The following is an 18,619-nucleotide window of genomic DNA, read 5'->3' as shown; positions in this document are numbered from 1 at the left end:
CCAAGGCTGCTAACTAATTAGCAAGCTAATGATTATTGTAACAAATCCGGAGAGCAGACCAATTAAGCTTTACAGTATTATGCCAATAATGGTGCTAAAGAAAGGATAATAATTATGAAAAATCGTGTAACAGAAATTCTTGGTATTGAAAAGCCCATTTTACAAGGACCTATGAGTTGGATTACGAATGCTGAATTTGTTGCTGCCGTGAGTAATGCGGGTGGTTTAGGGATTCTTGGTCCGAATGCCGGTCAAACGACAATTACAACCTCTCCAGAGGAAACCGCAGAACGTATGCGCCGCGAGATTCGTAAAACAAAGGAACTGACGGATAAACCATTTGGTACAACTTTGATTACTGATGCAGATATGAAGTTCACTTGGCCAATTTTAGAAGTTGTCATTGAAGAAGGTGTTCAAGTTATTCTTCTTAATGGTGTTGAAGGAACATTGACTGAAAAGATCATTACCCCATTAAAGGAAGCGGGCATTAAGATTGTTTATCGTCCTTTGACTCCAACGATCGAAGATGCAAAGGCTGCTCAAGCTATGGGTGTTGACGTTTATGTTGTTACTGGATTTGATGAGGGTGGAACATTGCCAACAAGTATCATTGGTACGTTTACAATAACTCCTATGATCGTTGATGTGCTTGATATTCCAGTTATCGCTGCTGGTGGAATCGGTGATGCTCGCGGTGTTGCCAGCGCCTTTGAATTGGGGGCAGAAGGTGTCTTTTTAGGAAGCCGTTTTATTCCTACTGTTGAAAACCCCGCAGCACAATCAGTAAAGCAAATGATAGTGGATTCATCTGCAGCAGATTTGTTGTTGTACCGTACTTTACCAGCTTACTACCGTTCGTTGTCTACACCGTTTGCTGAAAAATTGGTGGCTATGGATAACCAGGGCGCATCTCGTGAAGAAATTGCTAAGGTTGGGGGTAGTTCAAGTGTAATCCGTATCGGTATGCTTGAAGGTAACGGCGAAGGTGGTATTATCACTGTTGGTACTGGAATTACGCCAATCAAAAAGATCCAAACTGTACAAGAAGTGGTTGATGAGTTGGCAGCTGGTATTAAGTAAAACGGAGACCCATCCTTTGAATAATACGCTTGAATTACTTCAAAATCATACCTCTGTTCGTTCTTATGCGAATAAACCCTGACGGCGGAACAACGGGAGGCCATCTTTAAGGCAGCTAATCAAACGAATTTACCTAAATATGTGATTCCGTTGGTGGGGCTATGTATCGGTATTCCGTCGGGAGATAAGCCTGCTCTTAAGCCGCGGTTACCTCTAATCCATGGTATTATTTGAAAACCAGTATCAGCCACTCGATAAAGAGCAATTAGAGCCGTCTATGATAATATCAGACTGAAGTATTATGAAGGCCGTCCTATTAAAGCTCCGTTCACCGAATGATTGGATATATCAACTTGGTTACAAGAATGGTATTATTTACACTGCGATGAAGATTGAGAGCATCAAGAACGAATAAAAATAACAACGCTTGATAATCCAGGATGGCAAATTTAAATTAATTTAAAAGAAACAGAACTAGAAACAAAAAATTTAATGCGCTTATAATAGAGAGAAGCGATGATGACTGGATTCACTGCAATATCGAGAGCAGTTTATTTTCTGCAGGGGGCCCAGGAAATCTAGGTGAAATGCTATCTATATTCTATAGATGGGTAAAGTTAGATTAATACTCGGTATCGCAGAGAATGATAAAACAGATGTTAAGCCTTAGAACTTTTTAACCCATGCTTAGGCGGGTTTTCTTAACTGTGGAACCAAGCTAGCTCAAGATAAAGCAGAAGCCAAAAGACTTTGGGTTGAACGTGTGCTGAAAAAAAACAAAATTCTCCTATTCATGTACATCGACACAAAGTTACCTACCAAAGAAACCCTTATTTTATAAGGATTTTTCTGTTTTTAGTAGGCAACTTTGTGTCATTATTTCGTGACACAAAGTTGCCTACTTGACTGGGAAATGACACTAAGTTACCTACTTGACTGGAGAAGTAAAAGTCTTATGCAATAGCATTACTGATACAGCTATGCTTATCTGTTCAGAAACAAACTTTAGAAGATGAATAACGCTTTTCCAACAAACGTTTACATGAAAAAATCCGTTCGATACTTTTTTAGAATTCGACAGAAAAGGTGTTTTTTCAACAAAGGAGTGTTTAATCAAAGATCGAATATATAGAACTATGTCAAACTTCTACAAAATATTGGAGGAAATGCATATTATGTACTCACCAGTCCGAAAGATAGAGAATGAGATGGGGAGAAATAGATTTTATGTTTTAGTAAGAGGCTTGGTAGGGAGGTCAGACTTTATAATTCCCTTCAATATGATCATTGGGTATTAACTGAAACTGACCTTTCTGTCTTGGATTACTGTGAGAGGCCACATAAAATCACAGTTTCTGTGGCTGGTAAAGTTGTAGAAACAGTTTTTGATATGTGGATTAAATCGGCAAATGAGGAAAAGTTTATATTCATAAAATATTCCTCTCAAATAGACCCTGATGACAAACGTTCAAGTCAAAAAGCTATTTATGAAATGTACGCTCAAAAAATTTGGTGTGCAGAAAATAACAAAACTCACTGCGTTTTAACTGAATTAGATATAAGAATTAATCCGATTATAATTTCAAATAAAAAAACTCTCATACCTTATTATTTGCCGGTTAATGATATAAAAAAAGATCTTTACGATCTGATTTTAAAAAATACTATTAATGGGTCTATAACAATACGCGAGTTAGAGAATTGTATACCCCCAACTTTTCATCCTGCCACAACTCGAAATTATATTTATGCACTAATCTATCATGGTATTCTTGTTTGTAACCAAAATGAATGCATAATTTCAAGCTTGACGGAGGTGCATTTAAATGTCAAGAAGACGCATCTGGGATAACGTAAATGTAGACCCTAAAAATAGGGATATCACAAATTGGCCAATTGTTAATATTATGCAACTTAATCCTGAAGATAGATTAGTCTTCAAAAAAAGAGAAGCGGCAATTAAGTTATATATGCAGTCACAACCTACATTAGAAAAAATTAAAGAAAAAACAGGCATAAGTAAAAAAGAACTGATTTCTTTTATGAAAAAATGTTTAGAATTCGATCCTATAACAAATACAATTTGGGGTTTTAGAGCGTTGATTCCTCGTAAAAGAATTAAAAAGTATAACCGAAAATCACCCATAACATTTGAATCTCACCAACAGAATACTAAGTTCAATGGAGCTTTCACTGCATTACTTCAACAATATCCAGATATTGAAGAGAAAATCACAGCCGCTTATTTAAGACGAAAAGGTCCAAATTCACAGATGCATACACTCACCAATGATGGTATCCACCGTTTGTTTATGAGTTTATGCGAAGAAAAAGGCTTTGGAATTCACGATTATCCCTTTAATACTAATGACAAAGCGTATAGGTCATTATATCGTTTTTTTTAAAAACTCGAAAATGAGTTTTTTTCAAAATCTAATCGGTATAGTAGACAACCCAGATTAGAAGAAAAGCAGGAGACCGAACTGCTTTTAACAAAGCCTTATCAAAGAGTTCAATTTGATGGTCATAAAATTGATGCTATTTTTACTATAACATTTAACACTCCTGAAGGAGATACAATTACGGAAGTAATTGAACGAGTATGGCTTCTTGTTATTATTGACGTAGCAACTAGAGCAATTTTAGGTCATCACCTTTGTGTGAATAAAGAATACAACAAAGATGATATTTTACATTGCATTCGAAACACTGTTACTCCCTATCAGAAAATAACTTTTTCAATACCGGGTATTCATACCTTGCGATGAAGCGGAAAGAAGTCTCTGGATAGCCGCGGGAATATATCCAACCCAAACGCCGTTTGAGGAGAGTCTCTATACCTTTGCATTTTCTTACTTGAGGCAACGTGTGAATGATTCAATAACTGATGATTATTACGACGATGAAGGAAATTTACTTTTCAGATACGGTAAAAAAACTATCAGCATAAATTATTGGAAAGCGATAGTCAAGTACATCCGGTATTTTGCAATCAAATGTCGATCAAAAGGTCTTACTGACATAAGCGAGAATTCAATATCAGAAGTATACACAGAGATTTTTGGCCAGATGAAGGGACAAGAAGATAAGACGTTTTTCCGAGTGGCGCTTCGACATTGGCTTAGGTGGCTTATAAGAACTACAAATGCTTCATACAACATAGAACGGATTATGCCAAGACCTAGACGTGTTATGTCAAAAGATCATGGACGAGTATTTAGTATGTCCAAAGCTTATATTCTTGTGCAGACCTTAATGAACGATCAAACTTCTTTAATTAACGAGAACATTCTGATGGACTTTCGTCATAGGCGGGCTTGCCTGTTGATGTTATCAACTGCAGCAAGGCCTCATGAAATAGTTAATTTGCTTCAGAATGCTTTATTTATAGATTCGCAGGATAATTCCTGGATTCGTTTTCACAAAACCAAGACCATTCGCAATCAACCCGATCGAAACGGCTATGAATGGGTTCATCACGCTCTAGTGAAGAGCGATGCTGCAAGATGGTTTAACGAATTGATTCATTTTGCCCCATCAGAACCTATATTTTTTCCAAGAGAGTGGGGTGGGGATGGCCTTACGGAACTTCGTTTACTGGCTTCAAAACATAATGATGGCCCTATACGAACTAGCGGACTGTATAATTTTTTAACTCGCATTCAATCGAAGTTATGGCCTGAACTTAGGAAGCCATATTTCACACCCCATAATCTAAGAGCGCTCCATCTTACTTATCGGCGTATCTTAGGAGACAATGATGAGCTACTAGAGAGGCAGGCCGGACATAGTCATCCTTCCTCAAAAAAGCCTTATACGGAAACAATGTCTGCAGAAGAAGTTGCAAAGTTTGGTCATCTACTTCAAAAAGGCGTTTGGAGAAAGAAACCGGAAGGGGAGGATGCTGATAAGACAGAAGGGGCTGGAATTTCGTCTACTGAATATGTAGCCATTGATGAGATAACCGAAATTTCATCTAAGTTTGAGGTCACGCCTCAAAAGCTAGATGAAGCATATAAATTAACCCAGAAAATTATAGAGGAATCACCACGTTTCCAAGGTAAAGTTATTGATTTGGAAGATGAGTTACACGAGGTTAACGTAGGTGGTTATACGCATAATTGTAATGCACATGTCTTGCTAAACTGTGGTCATACACCCGGGCATTGTAGAGCATGTGATGATTATAGTCCTGATGAGGGTACAGAAGATGCGCACAAGGCCGACATATTTCGTGAAATGTTGCATTATTACTATTGTCTCGATGCAGAGAAAAATTTCAAGTCCACAGGACAACGAAAAATGGTTTTTCAGAAGGCTGAGGATATAAAGGAACGGTTGAACAAAACAGAAAGAAGTCTCTGGGTAAATAAATTTAAAATGCCGCCAAATGAGGCGAAAAAACTGCATTCATTGCTCTTTAAGAAAGCAAAGGCATACTTTCGTGAACAGTCTAAAGAGAAGCCTAATCCAACTAATGCAGAAGTGCTTTGTTATATTTTAAGTGGGGAGTTAAAGTAAATTGGCTCGTCCGGTTTCTTTCAGTAGCAGCGACTTGGCATGGGAATGTGCACAAGTAAAAAGAAAGCTTTTAAATGATGTCAAAAAGGGGCGATTATCGCGTCTTTCAAAATCAGATGTGTACGATATGATTGCAAAACGCCCGCGAATCAGATTGAAAAGCTCGCGAATGTTGTGGACGGGTTCCTATAAGGAATATTTGGAAAAATGGTTCACCAAATTGAATGAGGAAATACAATTAATCCTAGACTCGGCCTCTGAAGGAGAACCAACGATTACAAGTCCTGAGATTGTAGCCCAGGAGCACCGGGAATTGCAAGCCAAGGTTACTCATTTACACAGCTTATAAGTACGTATAAAGATGCTTTGGACGAATTACGCATAGAGAACGGACAGTACCGAGAATTAATCAGCCAGCGTTTCGGAGATATTGACTTATTCTAATGATCCTGAATGTCCCGTGTACTGATACCCTTCGCATACATATGTGCTCCTCAATGCCGGTCACATTCGTTTGATTTTTCTTCACGACTACAGGTTCAAATTCTACATCACCGTATTCGGAGGTTACGGTTTTCTTACTGTTGTAGCCGTCGCGGCTGTTTCTCGTTTGTTTGTTTTTACATCATGTTTCTCATAACCGGGATGCGTATCCAGTTCGGCTTCTAATGCTTCTTGAAGTACATCTGCAAATAATTCCTTTAATGTCCATTGAATATCTTCTGCCGATTGAAAATTATGCTCTTTTACGAATTGACGTAATTCTTGTTTTGACAATAATCCGCTTCAGGTCACCATGTGCTTATTCCTCCAACTTTGATCTAGTAGTCAGTATTGACAAATTTATCTCAGTTGAAGTAAAGATTATGTCCAAACTAAATTGTTACTTCAAGCCTTGTACGGAATTGAATTACAAATGGGTGAATCTCTCCCGGAGCGACTATTCTTTGGTGTGACGGTTCACTCGCAATTAATGAAAGCAGGCCGCGTGATAGATTTGAGGGCTGAACGCATTCTTATCATTGGAAATAAAACTGTATTTCATGAATATATCCAATCGTTATCGAGAATTGGTAATTTGTTAGAGAAGAAGATCATTGTTGTTTATCTTGGAGGTTTTCCAGGACCGGATAAACGATTTTTTCTTCGGCAAATCCAAGATAAATTTGATAAAAATGGTCTTCAGATTGAAGTTCAGTTTTGGGGCGACATCGATTGGGGAGGGTTCCAAATATTCCGGCATTTGCAAAAATCAGTGTTTCCACAACTACGACCCTATCGTATGGATAAGACTACTTTCCATCAGCATTTGGATTGGGCAGAAACCTTCACTGCAGATTATCAAGTCAAATTGGAGCAGCTACTGGAAAACACGGATAATTCCTAGTTTCACGGATTAATTCGAGAGATGTTGTGTACGGGCAAGCGTTTAGAGCAAGAAGCTATACTATTATAAACTGTATTTCAGCCACTGGTTGTTGCCGAATTCTATAAGATTCGTGGTAATACTTTGTATTGACAGTGTATTTCACAATAGCCGCGACTTTTGCGGCTTTTTTCATTTATTGTTATTAGTTGTTTTCTTGGACTGGGACAAAAATCAAAATTGAGCCTTCTATTTTTACCATAAAAATGCAAGTAAATCCGTAACTGGCCGATCAAGGAAACAAGGTTGTTACCAGGTTGGTGTAGAGCAAGGTAACGTCTGGGTATCTTGGCGGCTTATTTAAATGGGGGATGAAGAGCCAGTTGCAGACTACATTCTCAGTTCCCGGCTACAGCAAGCGATCAAAGCGTGATCGTGTGCTGACACCGGCGGTAAGCTTGTCCCTAGACACCAACAATAAACAGCACGCGATTCTCCAAGACCATGACATCTTCTTTTATTTATTCTTTGTACCCCCGGTTGTTTCAAAAATGCCATTTGTAATCCGATAAATCATGCTGATTTCCTCTAAGCTTTTTTGAATTAGCAGTTCCTGAAGCAGTTGAATGACGGTCATTTTATTTGAACGTATGCTGTCTAGTTGAATATTCTCCAATCTTAGTAACTCCAGCATCGTCACATTATCCTCTTCTCCTAAATTCCGCCTTTTGGAGGCGCGAAAAAGATGAGAGTTCTAAAGTTAGAACATGTAGGTGTTCTAACACATAACGAACATTGTTCTTTACGAACAATGTTCGTTATGGTATAAATATTGTATGAACGTCCAAATACTGCATATGCGGTAAATGATACAGTAACATATAGTGGAAGTACTTATACCTGTCTTCAGGCACATACTTCCCTTGTAGGCTGGGAACCATCCAATGTTCCTGCTTTATGGAAGAAAGGCGGCAGCGGAACTACGCCACCTACAACACCCCCAACAACGCCACCAACAGGTCCTTCAGTAACAAAGCCTTCCGAAGTTCCAAGCCACATATGGACATACACAATGAATGCGGGCGATAAATTCGGTAAAGGCGGAGATTTTGCTTTATTGCTGAGTGCTGTGATCAAAAAGGAAAGCAGCTTTGGAGCAGGCTTACCAGGCAGTCCATCAGCCGGCGACGGATTGATGCAGGTAGAACCAAACACACGTAATGCTTATTTATCTCAATTCAGCTCAAAATTTGGCCGTGCTTATAATCACGGCAGTGAACAAGATCAGGTATGCTTGGGCGGACTGATTTTAAATGAAAAGATTACTAGATTCGGCAACATATATAATGGCTTATTACACTATAACGGAGGAGATAACTGGTATCCGGGAGCTACAGACTCTTATGGCCGTCCTATTCTGGCCAATCAATATGCAGATGCAGTTTACGCTACTTATAAGGGCTATGGCGGTAAGAACTAAGATGTTATTTATTTTCCACCCTTGCAGGTTTTACAATCCTACCGTACATGTACACCCAGTTTTGTAAGTAATACCGGGAGTGGGCGGGGGAGGACAAAGGCAACGATGCACATCCACCACAAGCCGGGAGAGAACATGGATGTGCATTGGGCCGGAAAAATAAACTGAAGTTAGTGTTTAAACACTAACTTCAGTTTAAGGGAGGAATTATGAGTATGGAAATTTTTGAGCAGTATGAATCCAACGTAAGAGCATATTGTAGAAACTTCTACGATGTGTTTGACCGGGCTAAAGGTGCACTGATTTATTCAGAATCCGGAAAGAAATTTGTTGATTTTTTTGCAGGAGCAGGAGCTTTAAATTATGGACATAACAACGAATACATCAAACAAAAGATACTCGCTTATCTTGAATCGGACAGTATTACTCATGGGCTTGATATGTACACAAAAGCGAAACGTGAATTTATCGAAAAATTCTCGCAGATCATATTGGAACCCCGAAAGTTAAACTATAAAATTCAATTTTGCGGGCCTACAGGTACAAACGCTGTAGAAGCATCGCTGAAGCTTGCCCGAAAGATCACTAAACGGACTGGTATATTTGCGTTTATGGGAGGATTTCACGGAATGTCGCTGGGGAGTCTGGCTGTTACCAGCAACATTCAGAAAAGATCTTCCTCCGGCATAGCATTATCCGATGTTACCTTTTTCCCATACTCCGAGAGTCCAATTGACTCATTCGATACTATTGAATACATGGAAGCCGTTCTAAACGACGGTCACTCGGGAATCGAAAAACCGGCGGCTATTATATTTGAAACCATTCAGGCGGAAGGCGGCGTAAATATAGCTTCACCCGAATGGATGCTCAGGCTGAGGGAACTTAGCGACAGACACGGTATTCTACTGATTTGCGATGACATTCAGGTTGGCTGCGGACGCACCGGACCGTTCTTTTCATTTGAACGTGCCGGGATGATCCCTGATATTGTACTGCTTTCCAAGTCAATCAGCGGGTATGGCCTTCCCATGTCTATTCTGCTGATGAAACCGGAACTTGATGTCTGGAAGCCTGGTGAGCATAACGGTACGTTCCGGGGAAACCAGCTTGCTTTCATTGGAGCTACAGCTGCGTTGGAATATTGGGAAATGAATAATTTGGAACAGTCTGTGAAATATAAGGAAGCATTTGTAAGAGAATATTTAACCAAGCAGATTTTGTCATTACATAAGGGCCTGACCATTCGGGGTGCAGGTTTGATTTGGGGTATTGATTTTTCCAATGTGGAGGATGAGCGAATCACGCAAAAAGTAGTAGAGGAATGTTACCAAAACGGTTTAATCATCGAAAGCGCAGGAAGAAAAGACAGTGTTATAAAACTTATGCCTCCGTTAACCATCGAGCTTGAACTTTTGCAGCAGGGTTGTTCAATTATCAGACAAGCTATTCAAGAGAATATAAATAAAGTATTGGAGGTCGAAAGTTATGGATAAAATCGCCATTATAGGAATAGGATGCCGTTTGCCAGGAGGAATAAGGGGGCCTGAGGAGTTCTGGGAAGCATTGACTGCGGGAAAAGATATGACTTCCGATTTACCCGAAGGCCGCTGGGATTTAGAAAAGTTTTATGATCCTGACAAATCAAAGCCAGGCAAGCATTACACCTGTCATGGTGGATTTTTAGATAAAATAGATGAGTTTGACCCTTTGTTTTTTGGTATTTCTCCAAGGGAAGCGGCCTTTCTTGATCCACAGCAAAGACTGATGCTGGAGACATCATGGGAAGCAATGGAAGATGGAGGCTTGGATCCGGCCAAGCTAGCAGGAACCAATACCGGTGTCTTTGTAGCGGGCTTCACCCTTGACTATCAAGCAATACAATTTAAAAACGAATCGGTTGAAAGTTTAGATACACATTCGGCAACGGGTATGATGATGACAATGTTGTCCAACAGGATTTCATATATATATGATTTCAGAGGTCCAAGTTTGTCTGTAGATACAGCGTGTTCGGGCTCTTTGGTTGCAACACACCTTGCATGCGGGAGTTTATTGAATAATGAATGTAATCTCGCAATAGCAGGCGGAGTAAGTGTTATAGCTACACCTGAGTATACCATAGCGGAAAGTAAGGGTGGTTTTTTATCTCCCGATGGACGGTGCAAAACTTTCGATTCCAGTGCAAACGGTTATGCAAGAGGAGAAGGAGCCGGCGTTGTGGTTTTAAAACGCCTGTCAGATGCTATCGAAGACGGAGATAGGATTTATGCCGTAATAAGTGGATCGGGTGTAAACCAGGACGGCCACACAGACGGGATTACTGTTCCAAACGGGCAGGCTCAGGAAAACTTAATGAAGGAGGTATACAAAAAGGCAGGAATATCACCTTCAGATATAACATATATTGAAGCTCACGGCACCGGCACTCCGGTTGGAGACCCTATTGAGGCTAATGCAATAGCACGAGTGGTTTCAACAGACAGGCCAAAAGATAAAAAGTGTATTGTCGGATCTGTTAAGACAAACATTGCCCACCTTGAGGCCGCTGCAGGAGTTGCCGCACTGATAAAAGCTTCACTAATCATAAAGCATAAGCAAATACCTCCACATCTGCACTTTAAGAATCCAAACCCTAAAATTCCCTTTGACGATTTATGTATACGAATTCCTCAGACCCTGGAGCCTTTGCCGCAACCCGCATTGGTTGGCATAAATTCATTCGGTTTTGGAGGAACAAATGCCCATATCCTCTTGGAGGAAGCTACAGATCTCCAAAAAGAGGGTACTCCTGAAGTTAATGTAAATACCGGATGGCCATATATGATTCCCATATCTGCGCGCTCAGAAAAGGCGCTAAAAAACTATGCGCAAAAGTATGTTGATTTTATTAATGGAAGTGGAGAAAGTATTTCTTTATATGATATTGGAAGCATGATGAGCAAAAAGCGCACCCATCATGACTATAGACTAGCGGTTTCGGCATCTTCAAAGGAAGAACTTGCAGGAAACCTGGAAGCGTATATTAAAGGACAAGCACGCCAGGGGATGTCTGCGGGAAATGTTGAGGCAGGAAAGTACAATAAAGCTGTTTTTGTATATACAGGTATGGGGCCCATATGGTGGGCTATGGGCAGACAGCTCCTTGAAAAAGACCCTGTGTTTAGAAATATGATAGAAAAATGCGATAAACTTACACGTCAGTATGCTGGATGGTCTCTACTGGAGGAACTTCTCGCCGATGAGGAGAATTCACGTCTGGACCAGCCCCAGTTTGCTCAACCTGCCAATTTTGCTGTTCAGGTGGGTTTGACTGAAGTATGGAAATCCTTGGGTATTATACCCCATGCGGTGGTAGGACACAGTGTTGGAGAAGTGGCTTCTACATATGTTGCAGGAATTTACAGCCTTGAAGATGCCATGTTGGTAAGTATTCACAGAAGCCGTGCACAGCAAAAAGCAGTAAACAAGGGCACAATGCTGGCGGTAGGTTTACCAGAAAAAGAAGTTGTGGCCCTGCTGGATGAGAACATAAAAGGTGTTTCAATGGCAGCAATCAATAGCCCAAATTCGGTAACTTTGTCAGGTGATCCTGGTGCCCTTGAGCAGATCCAAAAACAGTTGCAGGATAAGGGGGTTTTTGCGCGGCTTTTAAAGGTCAATGTAGCGTATCACAGTTACCAAATGGAACCATATGAGCAGGAGCTATTGGAGGCATTAAAAGGAATAAAGTCCCAGCCTGCCGGGATACCGATATATTCCACGGTTACAGGGAAAATGCTGACGGGTACAGAGTGTGATGGACATTACTGGTATAAAAATGTAAGAGAGCCGGTACGTTTTGAAGCAGCAATGTATGAAATGATTTCGTTGAATTATAACTTATTTATTGAGGTGGGCCCTCACCCTGTTTTAGCAGCTTCTATTTCTGATTGTCTGTCAGCTAAAAACGTTGAAGGTAAGAAGTTGTTCTCTATAAAAAGAAATGAAAACGAACAGGTTTCAATACTGGAGAACTTAGGGAATCTATATGCACTGGGATACCCTATAGATTGGAACAAGATTTACCGGTACCAAGGTGAGTTTGTAAGTCTCCCTCTTTATCCATGGCAATGGGATAAATACTGGATGGAAACGCAGGAATCAAGTGAATTTAGGCAGGGAAAAAATAAGCACAAGTTTTTAGGACGCCGTTTGAAAACTTCCAGCCCTATATGGGAGATTGAACTTAATACCACCTATATGACGTATCTTTCTGATCATAAAATACAAGGTATAGAAGTTTTCCCCGGAGCAGGGTATGTAGAGCTGGGAATGGCTTGTGCCAGAAGCTATTTTGGAGAGGGTTTTTATACAGTTGAAGATATAAAGTTTGAAAATGCTTTATTTTTAAATCAAGGAGTATCACCTGTGGTGCAGGTGGTTTTGGATCCAAAAACCGCAAAATTCGAGATTTCAAGCAGGATACCGGGACAAGATAAGACTTGGACATGCAATGCATCCGGCACAATAAGAAAACGGCAAAACATAAAGATCACTGCTAAAGATGAGTTGATTCAAATACTTGGCAATTGTACCAAAGAATACGGAAAAGAAGTATGTTATAAAACCTTCTATCAAATGGGTTTCCATTATGGTCCTTATTTCCAAGGTATAGACAAGATATGGAAAGGTGATAACGAAGCTCTTGGCAGGATCGAGATCCCTAAAATACTGGAGATTGATAGCTCTATCTACGGTCTTCACCCGGCGGTATTGGACGCCTGTTTCCAGGTTACCATTGCGGCAGTTGCACCACTTAATGAAGATGAAAATAACGAAGGCCAATCATTCCTACCTGTAGGAATAGACAGGGTGCAGCTTTATGGAAGGCCGGAGCCTGTCATGCTTTGTCATACGCAGATGGTAGATAGGAAAGATAATAATTTGAACGCCAACATCCGTCTATATAGTGAGGACGGAAATCTAATCGCCGAAATACTGGGCATAAGAACTAAGGAACTTGGAAATAGTGGAGGGTCTGATGCTGGAAGAGTTAAGGATTATCTTTATGAGATAAACTGGGAGCTTCTAAAAAGTGAAGAAGTTGATACCCGCACAGCTGCTGCTAACTCTGGAGCATGGCTTATTTTTGTGGATCATAAAGCAGCAGGAAAAGAACTGGCAAATCTCCTTGAAAAAAGGGGAGAAGAATGCTTTATGGTATATCCTGGTGAGAATTTTGGTTGGCAGTATGAAGAGCGTGAGATATATATAAACCCTCGAAGCATTGAGGATCTTAGAGCGTTGTTTGATGAATTCTCAAAAATTAAAACGAAGCTAACAGGTATTGTATATATGTGGAGCCTCAATATCCTTGAGATCCAGGAAGTTAGCAATACAGCTATAGAAAAAGCTTGTTTTGAAAACCTGTTTGTATTAAAACACCTGGTACAAGCAACCACAAATCTGGGATTAAATTTTAAGCTGTGGGTTATTACAAGAGGAGCCCAAATGATCAACAGGGCTACTCCAAATTCTGCATTCTTACAGTCGTTGGTATGGGGCCTTGGCACCGTCATAGGTTACCATGAGTTGCCTTCAAATTGGGGAGGCCTTGTAGACCTTGACATAGAGGCCAATGCGGGTGAAATGGAAATGCTGTTAAAAGAAGTCTTAGGTAATGGAGAGAACCAAATTGCTTTCCGTAATGGGAATAGACTTGCAGCAAGAATCGATAAACTGCGGATTGATATGCAGCATCAAGTACCCGTACATCTTCGCCCCGATGGAAGTTATGTTATTACAGGTGCTTTTGGTGGCATAGGTATGATTACAGCCCAGTGGATGGTTGCCAAGGGAGCAAGACATCTGGTACTGCTTGGACGCGGAGAATTTCCAAAACGTTCTGAATGGAACAATGTAGAGCCAGGCAGCAGCCTTGCAGAGAGGATTGAGTTTGTTCGTAAGCTGGAGTCCCAGGGGGCAACAGTATATATTGGATCAGTGGATGTAACTGATGAGGAAAAGCTTGCTGGATTTTTTAAAGATTTTGATAAGGAAGAAAGGCCTCCTATTCGAGGTGTTGTACATTCTGCTGGTATTACGGATGATCAATTTCTTGAGGTTAGTAAAGATGAGACTTTTTATAGGGTCCTTTCGCCTAAGGTAAATGGTGCATGGAACCTTCACCGTATGACAGAGGGACGGCCTATTGACTTCTTTATTTTATTTTCTTCAGTTGCTTCTGTATTTGGTTCACCAGGCCAGGGAGCATATGCAACTGGGAATGCCTTTTTGGACTCACTTGCACATTACCGTTTATCGAGAGGACTTCCTGCACTGAGTATCAATTGGGGACCATGGTCAGAGGTTGGAATGGCTGCAAGGTTTATGGAACGTGATCCGGAGTATTATATACAAAAATCCATAGAATCTGTAACGGTAGAAAAGGGAATTAGGGCTATGGAGCACCTTGTTGGAGAAGCTGTTGCACAGTCTGTGGTTCTACCTATACTCTCGTGGCAAACGTTTGGGGAAAAATGGTTCTCACCCATGAGTTCTCCACATGTGCTTAAAACTCTTTTGCAAGATGAGTCAGGACAACAAGAGAATATAAATAAATCAAAGGTGGATGTTAATATCCTGGAGGATATTATTTCATCTCCAATACAGAGCAGGCAGAATATCGTTGAAATGCATATTAAAACAATAGTAGCGAAGGTTTTGCGTTATAATCCTGAGGATCTAAGTACCAAACAACCACTAACTGTTTTTGGGATGGATTCATTAATGGCCACCGAAATAAAAAACAGGATGGAGGTTGCCTTTAAAACACCTGTTTCCATAGTAGAACTTCTTAAGGGTTCCAGCATATACGATCTTTCCGAGCAAATGATATCAAAGCTATACGAATCGGGAAAGATTTCAGAACAGGATTCCCTAAATATGGGTAAGGCTGAGCTTGAAAGAATACCTAAAGTTTCTGAAAAAGAGTACTATGAAACCTCATCTGCACAAAAGATGATGTATATCATTAATAATCTTGAGGGTAACAACATTGGGTATAACATACCTGTGGGAATTTTATTTGAAGGTGGGATTGAAAGGGTTGCCCTTGGGGAAGCATTAAAAACATTGATACAAAGGCATGAAGCATTTAGGACATCCTTTGAGATGATTGATGGGGAGCTTGTGCAAAGGATACAAGATGAAGTTGATTTTACTATAGAATATTTTGAGTCTGAGGAAGACGGAGTAGAGAAAATAATCGATGAATTTGTAAGACCGTTCGATTTAAGCAAAGCACCCTTAATAAGAGTAGGTCTTATAGAAATCCATGCTAGCAGGCAAATACTTTTGCTTGATGTACATCATATAGTCTCGGATGGAACTTCAATAATCAGGACTTTTGATGAAATAGTTTCTATATTAAGTGGTGAAAGCCTTCCGGCAATGGAGGTGCAATATAAGGATTTTGCCCAGTGGCAGAATGGCTTGTTTAGCACTGAGGTTTACAAAAAGCAGGAAGAATACTGGCTTAATAGGTTCAAGGGTGAAATTCCTATCCTTGATATGCCTACAGATTATCCTAGGCCTGTCCTTCAAAGCTTTGAAGGAAATAGGTTGCTATTTGATTTAGACAGTCATTTGATGGATAAATTAAATGTACTTTCCTCCCAAACAGGAGCCACCGTGTATATGATACTTCTTGCGGCATTAAATACACTAATGTATAAATACTCAGGACAGGAAGACATAATTATTGGTACTCCTATAGCGGCAAGAACTCATTTTGATACTGAAAGAATACTGGGGATGTTTATAAATACCCTGGCATTAAGGAATTTCCCAGAGGGAAATAAGGCCTTTACTGAGTTCTTGGAAGAAGTAAAAGAAAGCTCCTTAGAAGCATATGAAAATCAGGAATACAGGTTTGATCAGTTTGTGACAAAACTTAACGTAAAGAGAGATTCAAGCAGAAATCCTTTATTTACTGTTATGTTTAATATTGTTCCTTCTGATGAGCATATTATGGAACATCGTGGTGAATTAAAGTATTCCAAATATCCGGTTGAAAGTAAAACATCAAAATTTGACCTAACATTCCAGTTGATACCAGATGGTCATAATATAATATTATGGATGGAATATGCTACACGTCTGTTTAAGAAGGAGACGGTAGAAAGGCTTGTTCAGCATTACTTTAATATCCTTGAAGAGATAACCTCAAACCCTGAAAAAAAACTATCAGAAATCAATATGTTATCCCAAGAAGAAAAGGAGCGAATAATATACGGCTTTAACGATACGAAGGTTGAATTTGAACATCACCTGACGGTACACCACCTGTTTGAGCAGCAGACGAAAGTACGTCCAGACAATATAGCAGTAGCGTATGAAGGCCGTAGATTTACATATGGCCAGATCAACCAAAGGGCAAACAGGATAGCAAGGTACATGCTAAAGGCTGGCACTGGTAGAGAAGAAGCCGTAGTTGTCATGCTGGAGAGGGGACCCTTATTTGTAGAATCGGTACTTGGTATATGGAAAGCAGGGGGGGCTTACATACCTGTAAATCCAAAATACCCTACACAAAGGGTGCTTGATATATTTAAGGAATCTAAAGCTGCCTATGTGTTGACCTTATCAGATTATGTGACCCAGCAGCTTAGTGAGAACTATAAAGGCCGAATTATATACCTTGACCAGTGTGAAAAAGAGATTGAGGCTGAAAGTGGCGAAAACCTAGATCTAGATATAGACATAAATAGTTTGGCCTATGTTATATATACATCTGGTTCAACTGGTGTACCAAAGGGAGCTATGATAGAGCATCTTGGCATGATAAACCACATCCATGCGGAAATAAAGGAACTTTGTATAACTAACAACAGCATAATATCCCAGAACTCGCCTCAATACTTTGATGTATCTGTATGGCAGTTCTTTGCAGCCCTAACCATAGGAGCTCAAATTATCATCTATCCAGATGAAATAGTAAAGGATGTTGCAAGGTTTACGAATCGGATCATAGAAGATGGCATAACGGTCCTTGAGGTGGTACCTTCATACCTTGCTTTAATGCTTGAGTATGTGGAAAATACAGGGAATAAACCGGAAAAACTTCATTACTTGCTGATAACGGGAGAAACCGTAAAATCCGGCATAGTAAGGAAATGGTTTGACCTATGTCCAAATACTAAAGTAGTTAATGCCTACGGACCTGCAGAGGCAGCGGACGATATTACTCTATATACTATGGAAGCTGCTCATGAAGGAGAGAACATTCCTGTAGGCAAGCCTATACAAAATATGAATCTATATATAACAGATAAAAACATGAACCTGTGCCCTATCGGAGTAAAAGGAGAGATCTGCGTCTCTGGAACAGGTGTAGGAAGGGGTTATTTAAATGACCCTGAAAAAACAGCCCATGTATTCCTTGAAGATCCTTTCAGAGAAGAAAAGGGGATAAGGCTGTACAAAACAGGAGACCTGGGAAGATGGCTGCCTGACGGGAATATCGAATTCCTGGGCAGAATAGACCATCAGGTTAAGATCCGCGGATACCGAATAGAGCTTGGAGAAATAGAAGCTCAGCTTCTAAAACATTCTTCAATAAAAGAAGTTGTGGCAGCAACAAGGGAAGACCCCCAAGGGAACAAGTACATCTGTGCATATATAGTTGGAGAAAGTGAATTGACAATACCGGAATTAAGGGAGTATCTCTCCAAAGATCTGCCAGACTACATGATCCCTTCATATTTTGTACAGTTGGAAAAACTGCCTTTATCAGCGAATGGCAAGGTAGATAGAAATGCCCTGCCTGCCCCTGATGGAAATATTAATACAGGGGTAGACTATGCTGCACCATTCGGTGAAATTGAGGAGAAGCTTGTACTGATATGGAGCCAAATCCTTGGAGTCCAGAAGATTGGAGTAAATGATAACTTCTTTGAATTAGGAGGAGACTCATTAAAGGCAACCAATCTTGTATCAAGGGTTCATAAAGAATTTGACATAGAATTTGCATTAAAAGAAGTGTTTATGGGTCCTACAATTTCGGCAATAGCAAAAAGTATTAAAAATAGACTTAACGATACAGTGGAAATCGAAGAAATTTTAAGCATGATTGAAAATCTATAAATAGGAATTAAAAGAGATGAAATAGAGAAGAGGGACGAAGT

11 protein-coding genes and 2 pseudogenes are annotated in these 18,619 nt (G+C 40.0%); 11 read left to right on the top strand and 2 right to left on the bottom strand.

Annotated features, from left to right (window positions below):
• Nucleotides 1-114 precede the first annotated feature (114 nt).
• The 6 genes from MHB46_RS01425 (at nt 115) to MHB46_RS01400 (ending at nt 5,953) form a co-directional block, all read left to right on the top strand.
• Nucleotides 115-1,083 (top strand): NAD(P)H-dependent flavin oxidoreductase, encoded by a 969-nt coding sequence (locus MHB46_RS01425; RefSeq protein ID WP_341161362.1) that lies wholly within the window; start codon nt 115-117, stop codon nt 1,081-1,083.
• A 500-nt stretch (nt 1,084-1,583) separates the two neighbouring features.
• Entirely contained in the window at nt 1,584-1,709 is a 126-nt protein-coding gene (locus MHB46_RS01420; RefSeq protein ID WP_081330761.1) for an Imm53 family immunity protein, read from the top strand.
• Between the two features lie 731 nt (nt 1,710-2,440).
• A complete protein-coding gene (locus MHB46_RS01415; protein ID WP_341161361.1) occupies nt 2,441-2,935 on the top strand; it encodes a hypothetical protein in 495 nt (164 codons plus the stop codon).
• The gene (locus tag MHB46_RS01410; RefSeq protein WP_341161360.1) at nt 2,910-3,488 is read left to right on the top strand and encodes a hypothetical protein; all 579 of its coding nucleotides are present in this window, start codon (nt 2,910-2,912) and stop codon (nt 3,486-3,488) included. Before MHB46_RS01415 ends, MHB46_RS01410 begins: the two co-directional genes overlap by 26 nt.
• A gap of 463 nt (nt 3,489-3,951) precedes the next feature.
• Nucleotides 3,952-5,604 carry a site-specific integrase gene (locus MHB46_RS01405; RefSeq protein ID WP_341161359.1) on the top strand — a complete coding sequence of 551 codons (1,653 nt, stop codon included), beginning with the start codon at nt 3,952-3,954 and terminating at the stop codon, nt 5,602-5,604.
• Nucleotide 5,605: 1 nt separating this feature from the next.
• Nucleotides 5,606-5,953 carry a hypothetical protein gene (locus tag MHB46_RS01400; protein ID WP_028541583.1) on the top strand — a complete coding sequence of 116 codons (348 nt, stop codon included), beginning with the start codon at nt 5,606-5,608 and terminating at the stop codon, nt 5,951-5,953.
• A gap of 94 nt (nt 5,954-6,047) precedes the next feature.
• On the opposite strand, the pseudogene MHB46_RS01395 reads toward MHB46_RS01400, so the two are convergent.
• Nucleotides 6,048-6,381, bottom strand: a pseudogene (locus MHB46_RS01395) (transposase); the annotation flags it as partial.
• Between the two features lie 139 nt (nt 6,382-6,520).
• Between MHB46_RS01395 and MHB46_RS01390 the strand changes: the two are divergent.
• Nucleotides 6,521-6,991 (top strand): Wadjet anti-phage system protein JetD domain-containing protein, encoded by a 471-nt coding sequence (locus tag MHB46_RS01390; protein WP_023988778.1) that lies wholly within the window; start codon nt 6,521-6,523, stop codon nt 6,989-6,991.
• 496 nt (nt 6,992-7,487) lie between these two features.
• Here MHB46_RS01390 and MHB46_RS01385 read toward each other — a convergent pair whose 3' ends face one another.
• Nucleotides 7,488-7,670 carry a hypothetical protein gene (locus MHB46_RS01385; protein ID WP_341161358.1) on the bottom strand — a complete coding sequence of 61 codons (183 nt, stop codon included), beginning with the start codon at nt 7,668-7,670 and terminating at the stop codon, nt 7,488-7,490.
• 132 nt (nt 7,671-7,802) lie between these two features.
• Here MHB46_RS01385 and MHB46_RS01380 point away from each other — a divergent pair.
• The 4 genes and pseudogenes from MHB46_RS01380 to MHB46_RS01365 all read left to right on the top strand — a co-directional run.
• A pseudogene (locus MHB46_RS01380) lies at nt 7,803-7,922 on the top strand (carbohydrate-binding protein); the annotation flags it as partial.
• Nucleotides 7,923-8,042: 120 nt separating this feature from the next.
• The gene (locus MHB46_RS01375; protein ID WP_230486250.1) at nt 8,043-8,450 is read left to right on the top strand and encodes a transglycosylase SLT domain-containing protein; all 408 of its coding nucleotides are present in this window, start codon (nt 8,043-8,045) and stop codon (nt 8,448-8,450) included.
• Between the two features lie 215 nt (nt 8,451-8,665).
• Complete coding sequence (gene ectB, locus MHB46_RS01370) at nt 8,666-9,946, top strand: diaminobutyrate--2-oxoglutarate transaminase (protein WP_025719505.1); 1,281 nt, start codon at nt 8,666-8,668, stop codon at nt 9,944-9,946.
• On the top strand, nt 9,939-18,578 hold the full coding sequence (locus tag MHB46_RS01365) for a non-ribosomal peptide synthetase/type I polyketide synthase (RefSeq protein WP_341161357.1): 8,640 nt from the start codon (nt 9,939-9,941) through the stop codon (nt 18,576-18,578). Before ectB ends, MHB46_RS01365 begins: the two co-directional genes overlap by 8 nt.
• Nucleotides 18,579-18,619: the final 41 nt, after the last annotated feature.

The sequence above is a fragment of the Paenibacillus sp. FSL H7-0703 genome, assembly GCF_038003485.1.
In the GTDB taxonomy this organism is placed as follows: domain Bacteria; phylum Bacillota; class Bacilli; order Paenibacillales; family Paenibacillaceae; genus Paenibacillus; species Paenibacillus polymyxa_B.
This window is presented reverse-complemented; position numbering and strand designations above follow the sequence as displayed.